Source organism: Bradyrhizobium altum (assembly GCF_020889705.1).
In the GTDB taxonomy this organism is placed as follows: domain Bacteria; phylum Pseudomonadota; class Alphaproteobacteria; order Rhizobiales; family Xanthobacteraceae; genus Bradyrhizobium; species Bradyrhizobium altum.
This window is the reverse complement of record NZ_JACMYP010000117.1, coordinates 20,801-26,928: the sequence shown is the minus strand read 5'-3', so window position 1 is coordinate 26,928 and position 6,128 is coordinate 20,801. Positions and strand designations below refer to the sequence as shown.

General features: G+C 65.6%; 8 protein-coding genes. 1 reads left to right on the top strand and 7 read right to left on the bottom strand.

Annotated features, from left to right (window positions below; genetic code table 11):
- Window positions 1–388 precede the first annotated feature (388 nt).
- The 4 genes from H8B02_RS25830 to ygfZ form a co-directional block, all read right to left on the bottom strand.
- Window positions 389–895, bottom strand: coding sequence for a tyrosine phosphatase family protein (locus tag H8B02_RS25830; RefSeq protein WP_229168848.1), 507 nt, complete (start codon window positions 893–895; stop codon window positions 389–391).
- Window positions 896–1,018: 123 nt separating this feature from the next.
- Window positions 1,019–1,630: a YfbR-like 5'-deoxynucleotidase gene (locus H8B02_RS25825; protein WP_229168847.1), complete on the bottom strand. Its 612-nt coding sequence runs from the start codon at window positions 1,628–1,630 to the stop codon at window positions 1,019–1,021.
- The gene (locus H8B02_RS25820) at window positions 1,627–2,253 is read right to left on the bottom strand and encodes a DNA-3-methyladenine glycosylase I (RefSeq protein WP_229168846.1); all 627 of its coding nucleotides are present in this window, start codon (window positions 2,251–2,253) and stop codon (window positions 1,627–1,629) included. Before H8B02_RS25820 ends, H8B02_RS25825 begins: the two co-directional genes overlap by 4 nt.
- The gene (gene ygfZ / locus H8B02_RS25815; protein ID WP_229168845.1) at window positions 2,250–3,131 is read right to left on the bottom strand and encodes a CAF17-like 4Fe-4S cluster assembly/insertion protein YgfZ; all 882 of its coding nucleotides are present in this window, start codon (window positions 3,129–3,131) and stop codon (window positions 2,250–2,252) included. The genes H8B02_RS25820 and ygfZ overlap by 4 nt, the downstream gene beginning before the upstream one ends.
- Window positions 3,132–3,259: 128 nt before the next feature.
- On the opposite strand from ygfZ, the gene H8B02_RS25810 reads away from it, so the two are divergent.
- Complete coding sequence (locus tag H8B02_RS25810; RefSeq protein ID WP_229168844.1) at window positions 3,260–4,594, top strand: dihydroorotase; 1,335 nt, start codon at window positions 3,260–3,262, stop codon at window positions 4,592–4,594.
- 11 nt (window positions 4,595–4,605) lie between these two features.
- On the opposite strand, the gene H8B02_RS25805 is transcribed toward H8B02_RS25810, so the two are convergent.
- From H8B02_RS25805 to H8B02_RS25795, 3 genes are all read right to left on the bottom strand, one after another.
- Window positions 4,606–4,872 (bottom strand): hypothetical protein, encoded by a 267-nt coding sequence (locus tag H8B02_RS25805; protein WP_028332620.1) that lies wholly within the window; start codon window positions 4,870–4,872, stop codon window positions 4,606–4,608.
- Between the two features lie 155 nt (window positions 4,873–5,027).
- Window positions 5,028–5,684 (bottom strand): HAD family hydrolase, encoded by a 657-nt coding sequence (locus H8B02_RS25800; protein WP_229168843.1) that lies wholly within the window; start codon window positions 5,682–5,684, stop codon window positions 5,028–5,030.
- Window positions 5,674–6,051: a TIGR02301 family protein gene (locus H8B02_RS25795; protein WP_050424352.1), complete on the bottom strand. Its 378-nt coding sequence runs from the start codon at window positions 6,049–6,051 to the stop codon at window positions 5,674–5,676. Before H8B02_RS25795 ends, H8B02_RS25800 begins: the two co-directional genes overlap by 11 nt.
- Window positions 6,052–6,128 lie beyond the last annotated feature (77 nt).

The following is a 6,128-nucleotide window of genomic DNA, read 5'->3' as shown; positions in this document are numbered from 1 at the left end:
CTCCTGCAGCGGCGTCAGCGGCGGGGGCACGGCCGTCCGTGCGGCGGCCACGCCTGCGGCCTCGATCGCATCCAGCCGGCGCTGCAGCACCGCAATCTGGCCCAGCGCCTTGCGCGCGAAGATGATCGCGACAATGGCGATGACGAGCGTGAGGAAATCGAACGGCGAATCGAACATTGGGCCTCCGGCGGGACGCGCCGGACCATCGGCCAGCCGGCCGCCCGTCGCAACCTAAAGCATGATCCGGAAAAGTGTGTGCGGTTTTCCGAAAAGATCATGCTCAAATCAAAGAACTAGAGCGGGATGACGATTCGAAGAAATGTCATCCCGCTCTAGTAGTGCAGTTGAGCGGACTGGAAGTTCAATCGATCGGGCGTGGCCCGCCGCGCTATTCCAGATCGATGTGGAAGGGCCGGCCTTCGACGCTCATGCTGCCGGGGCCCATCGCATCGAGCGCGCGCAGCATCCGGCCCTCGCGGCCCAGCGCCTTGTCGGCGAGGCTGACGATCAGCCGGTTGGGCGCCGCGATCGGCGAGGCCTCGCGGATCAGCCGGGCGATGGACATTTCGTCGCGGTGCGGATTGAGCGCGCAGACCGTGGCGAATGCGCTTGCGGTCGAGCGGCTGATGCCGGCGTAGCAATGCACCACCATCGGCGCACGGCGATCCCAGCCGCGCACGAAGGCCAGCACCCTCTCGATATGCGTCTCATTGGGGGCAACGAATCCGTCCATCTGTTCGATGATGTCGTCCATCGATACCTTCAGATGGTTGGCCGGAAGCACGGAGGGCGGCCGCTGTACCTGATCGACATTGGCCATCACGGTGAGCACATGGCTGGCGCCGGTGGCACGAACCGTGTCGGGGAGCGCGGCAAGCGAGCAGACGTGAAGCATGATGGTCCTTAGCTATCGGTGCGCCCGATTATAACGGCTGCTCCCGGGTGGGCAAAGCCGGGCGGCGCGATGCCCGCTCTTGGTTTTGCGGCGCAACCGGCCGCACGCTTCGCGGCGCCGCGCCTACGATGCGTGTAATGCCTTGAAGCGTTCGAGGAACTGCTTTTCGGCCCTCGCGGCGGTCCATGGCGTCAGATAGTCGCGTTCGGTCGCCTCGGGCAATTCCGGATCGCGGCCGAACAGCCGCCTGGCTTCGGCTTGCGAAAATCCCGCCAGATGCGTCGCCTCCAGATACGCGGCGCCGCGGTCGGCAGCCTTGATCTGCTGCGTGATCTCATCCGCCAGCACCGCCGGCAGGCCGAAGCGGATATGGATCGCCGACAGCAGCCGCTTCTCCACCGCCTTGTATTCGCCTGATAGCACCGCCTTGAACGGCGAAATCATGTCGCCGATGACATATTCCGGTGCGTCATGCAGCAATGCAGCGAGACGATGGCGGATATCGACGCGCGGCATCTGCTGACGCATCACGGCCTCAACCAGCAGCGTGTGCTGCGCCACCGAGAAGATGTGCGCGCCTGAAGTCTGGCCATTCCAGCGCGCGACCCGCGCCAGTCCATGCGCGATGTCGCCGATCTCGATATCGAGCGGCGACGGGTCGAGCAGGTCCAGCCGGCGTCCGGACAACATCCGCTGCCAGGCGCGGGTGGTCTCCGTCGATTTACGCGAAGTCATTTCTTCTTGAGCCGCGGGCTGCGGAGCTTGCCGCTGCAAGACTCGTGGCAGAAGCAGGTGACGAGGTGATCGTTGACCATGCCGGTCGCCTGCATGAAGGCGTAGACGATGGTGGGGCCGACGAACTTGAAGCCGCGTGCGCCGAGCTCCTTGGAGACCTTGATCGAGACCGGCGTCGAAGCGGGAACGCTCGCGGTGCTCTTGAACTGATTGACCTTCGGCTTGCCGTCGACGAAGTCCCACAGGAATTTCGAGAAGCCGGGGCCCTTCTCCATGATCTCGAGATACGACTTGGCGCTCGCGACCGTGCCTTCGATCTTGGCGCGGTTGCGGACGATGCCGGCATCGTTCATCAGCGCATGCACCTTCTTGTCGGTGTAGCGCGCGATCTTCTCGGGCTGGAAATCGTCGAAGGCTTTGCGAAAATTCTCGCGCTTGCGCAGGATCGTGATCCAGGACAGGCCGGCCTGGAAGCCGTCGAGGATCAGCTTTTCGTAGAGCGCGCGGTCGTCATACTCCGGCACGCCCCATTCATTGTCGTGATAGGCAACATAGAACGCATCTTCGCCCGGCCAGGGGCATCGCGTCTTGCCGTCGGGATGCAGTTTCGCGGTACGGCTCATGCGACGGTCTGCTTGGGTGCGGGGCGGACAACGTTGGGTTCGGCGAGGTGAAGCGACAGGCCGCCCGCGGTCAGCGCGAGGCCGGCATCGAGCGCATCGGCGACGCGGTCGATGCGCACCAGCGCGAGCCCGTTTTGCCCTGCGGTCGAGCCGATGGTGCCGACCTGCTTGTCGCCGGCGAGGATCGTTGCGCCCGCTTCGGGGGCGGGACCATCGAGAATGACCTTCACCGTGCGGGTCCGCGCCGTGCCGCGATGCTGCATGCGCGACACCACCTCCTGGCCGACATAGCAGCCCTTGTCGAAATCGACGCCATGCAGGTGGTCCATGTTGGTCTCGTGCGGGAAGGCGTCGCCATACATGAAGTCGAGGCCGCCGCGCGGCACGCCGGTCGCGATCCGATGCGCCTCATAGGCGCCGGAGTCGACGAGGTCGGCGCCGATCAGCTCAGCAAGCTTCTGCTTCAGATCTTCCGGGATCAGGATACGCCAGCCGAGCGCTGCATTGCGTGGATCGGCGAAAGCGAGATCAGGGATCGCCGCCGGCTCGCCGTCCCAGGCTGCCAGCACACCGAGACTGTCGGAGAGATTCTCGACCACGACCTTGGCACGCAGCTTGTAGAAGCCGAGCTTGTCGGCAAGCCCCTTGGCGAGCGCGCGCGGCGCGTCGATCAGGAAGCCACCGCCATGGCCTGTGGGTATCTCGGTGATCAGGAAATCGACGATGATCTTGCCCTGCGGCGTCAGCAGCGCACCAAACCGGGCCTGCCCCGGGGCCAGCTGCTCGACATCGGTCGTGATGAGGCCGTTGAGGAAGTTGCGGGCGTCCTCGCCAGAGATTTTGACCACGCCCCGATCTGGAAGAAACGCTGCTTTCATTCGCAAATTGGCTCTTTTTCCAAGTTCCTTGGGAAACGCTGTCCTCGCGGATATCCCCTGCCAAGCTAAGGCGCTAGAGTGCGCCGAACAAGGCCCGCGCGACAGCCGAAAGCGGGCGCCGAGGACCGATGAATCAGCATTTCGACACCATTCTAAAATCCGGCACCGTGGTCAATCAGGACGGCGAGGGCGTGCGCGATATCGGCGTCACGAATGGCCGCATCGCCGCGATCGGCGCGCTCGGCCAGGCCTCGGCCGGCGAGGTGATCGACTGCAAGGGCCTGCATATCCTGCCGGGCGTGATGGACACCCAGGTGCATTTCCGCGAGCCCGGGCTGACGCAGAAGGAAGATCTCGAGACCGGCTCGCGCAGCGCCGTCATGGGCGGCGTCACCGCCGTGTTCGAGATGCCGAACACCAACCCGCTGACCGTCACGGAAGCGGCGTTCACCGACAAGATCAAGCGCGGCCACCATCGCATGCATTGCGACTTCGCGTTCTTCATCGGCGGCACCCGCGAGAACGTGCAGGACCTGCCGGAGCTCGAGCGCGCCCCGGGCTGCGCCGGCGTCAAGGTGTTCATCGGCTCCTCCACCGGTGCGCTCTTGGTCGAGGACGACGAGAGCCTGCGGCGGATCTTTCAGGTGATCCGGCGCCGCGCCGCGTTCCACGCCGAGGACGAGTATCGCCTGAACGACCGCAAGCCGCTGCGGATCGAGGGCGACCCGCGCTCGCATCCGGTGTGGCGCGACGAGACCGCGGCGCTGATGGCGACCGAACGGCTGGTCAATCTCGCGCGCGAGACCGGCAAGCGCATCCATGTGCTGCACATCTCGACCAAGGAAGAGATTCTGTATCTGCGCGACCACAAGGATGTCGCCTCCTGCGAGGCGACGCCGCACCACCTCACGATGGCCGCGCCGGAGTGCTACGAGCAGCTCGGTACGCTGGCGCAGATGAACCCGCCGGTGCGCTCGGCCGATCACCGCGCCGGCATCTGGTACGGCATCGAGCAGGGCATCATCGACGTGCTGGGCTCGGACCACGCGCCGCATACGCTGGAGGAGAAGGCCAAGACCTATCCGGCCTCGCCGTCAGGCATGACCGGCGTGCAGACGCTGGTGCCGTTGATGCTCGATCACGTCAACGCCGGGCGGCTGTCGCTGGCTCGGTTCGTCGACCTCACCAGCGCGGGTCCGGCGCGCCTGTTCAACATCGCCTGCAAGGGCCGCATCGCGGCGGGCTATGATGCCGACTTCACCGTGGTGGATCTGAAGCGTAGCGAGACCATCACCAACAAATGGATCGCTTCGCGCGCGGCCTGGACGCCTTATGACGGCGTGCGGGTGCAGGGCTGGCCGGTCGGCACTTTCGTGCGCGGCAGGCGTGTGATGTGGCAGGGAGAAGTCACGACGCCGTCGACGGGCGAGCCGGTCCGCTTCCTCGAGACGCTGAAGCCGTAGCGTTTGGTCTGTTACTGTCTGGCGAGCGCCAGCGAGAACTCGCCGTTGCGCACCCGCGCGGCGAGGCCCTCGGCGAACTTCGCCACCGCGTCTTCGCCATAGGTGCCGACGAGCTCGGCGAGCGCCGCAAACAGGCTCGCCTGCGCGAGGCAGTCGCCATCGACGCCGTCGTGACGCGCTTCCGCCCAGGCCTCGTTCAGGTAGCCCAGCGCCGCCTGCTTCTGCTCGTGATCGGGACGGGGGTCTTGGTGATGGGGAAAGGACGCTGGATGGCGCATGAAACTCTGCAAAATGACTGCGCGCGGTCCGAGGAGCGAACCACTGCGACGCGCGAGATTTATCACGCATGCGGGTACCGCCTAGCCCACATCTTTCGAAAAGGTTAACGGCCGTCACGGCATTTAAAGGGGAATTCCGGATAGCGCCGCCGCGATCAGCCAAATGGGCTGTGGATATGGTCCAGCACGGCGCGCGGCGAGGCGCACAGATGGCTGGCGCCGGCCTCGATCAGTTCCTCCGGCGTGCCATAGCCATAGGTGACGCCGATCGCGCGGATGCCGTTGCGATTCGCTCCGACAACGTCGTGACTGCGGTCGCCGATCATCAGGGCCTTACCCGGGTCGGCCCCGGTCTGCGCCAGCGCATAGGCCAGCAGGTCGACCTTGTTGACCCGGGTTCCGTCAAGCTCGGAGCCGAACACGTGGTCGAAATACCGGCTGAGGCCGAAATGCGCGACGATCCGCGTCGCGAACACATGCGGCTTCGAGGTCGCAACGAAGATTCGCCCCGGCGCCTGCCGCAGCTCCGCCAGCACGTCCGCGATATCGGGATAGACGCTGTTCTCGAACAGCCCGACGTCGCCGAACCGCTCGCGGTAGAGCTCGACGGCGCGGTCGGCGAGTTCCTCGCCGCCGAGCAGCATCGCAAAGCTCGCCCGCAGCGGCGGGCCGATGCACCAGGTCAGTTCGTCCTGCGACGGAACCGGCCGGCCGAGCTTGCCCAGCGCATACTGGATCGAGCCGGTGATGCCGGGCTTCGGGTCGGTCAGGGTGCCGTCGAGGTCGAAGAAGATCGCGCGGTCAGTTGGCATAGCGGGCCGTCAGGTCGCGCGAGATCTTCGAGCCTTCCTCGATGTAGCGGCGGATCGCCACGGAGGCTGCGGGGGTGCAGGTCCGGTAGGTCTGCTGGAAGCCGTTGTAGCCGCGGTTGAAGCCGGCGACCATGCGGGCGCGGCGGTCGCCGGAGGGGGTTTCGGCATCGATCAGCGCTTGCATCTCGTTGCGCCATTTGGCGCCCTCGTTGGAGCCGCAGATGCCGCGCAGATAGTGCAGGGCGCCGAGGATCTCGGCGAGCCGCTGCAGGTCGCCGTCGAACGGCGCAGCCGCGTCCTGCGCCCGGGCGGGCGTCGCGAGGCATGCCGACATCAGGATCACAACGGCGAGAAAGGCTCTGATCATCAGGGGTTCCGGAATCGCCGTGGTATGCCCCCTCAATGCGCCCGAGGCAAGGCGGCAAGGCTCCAATACCGCTCCAA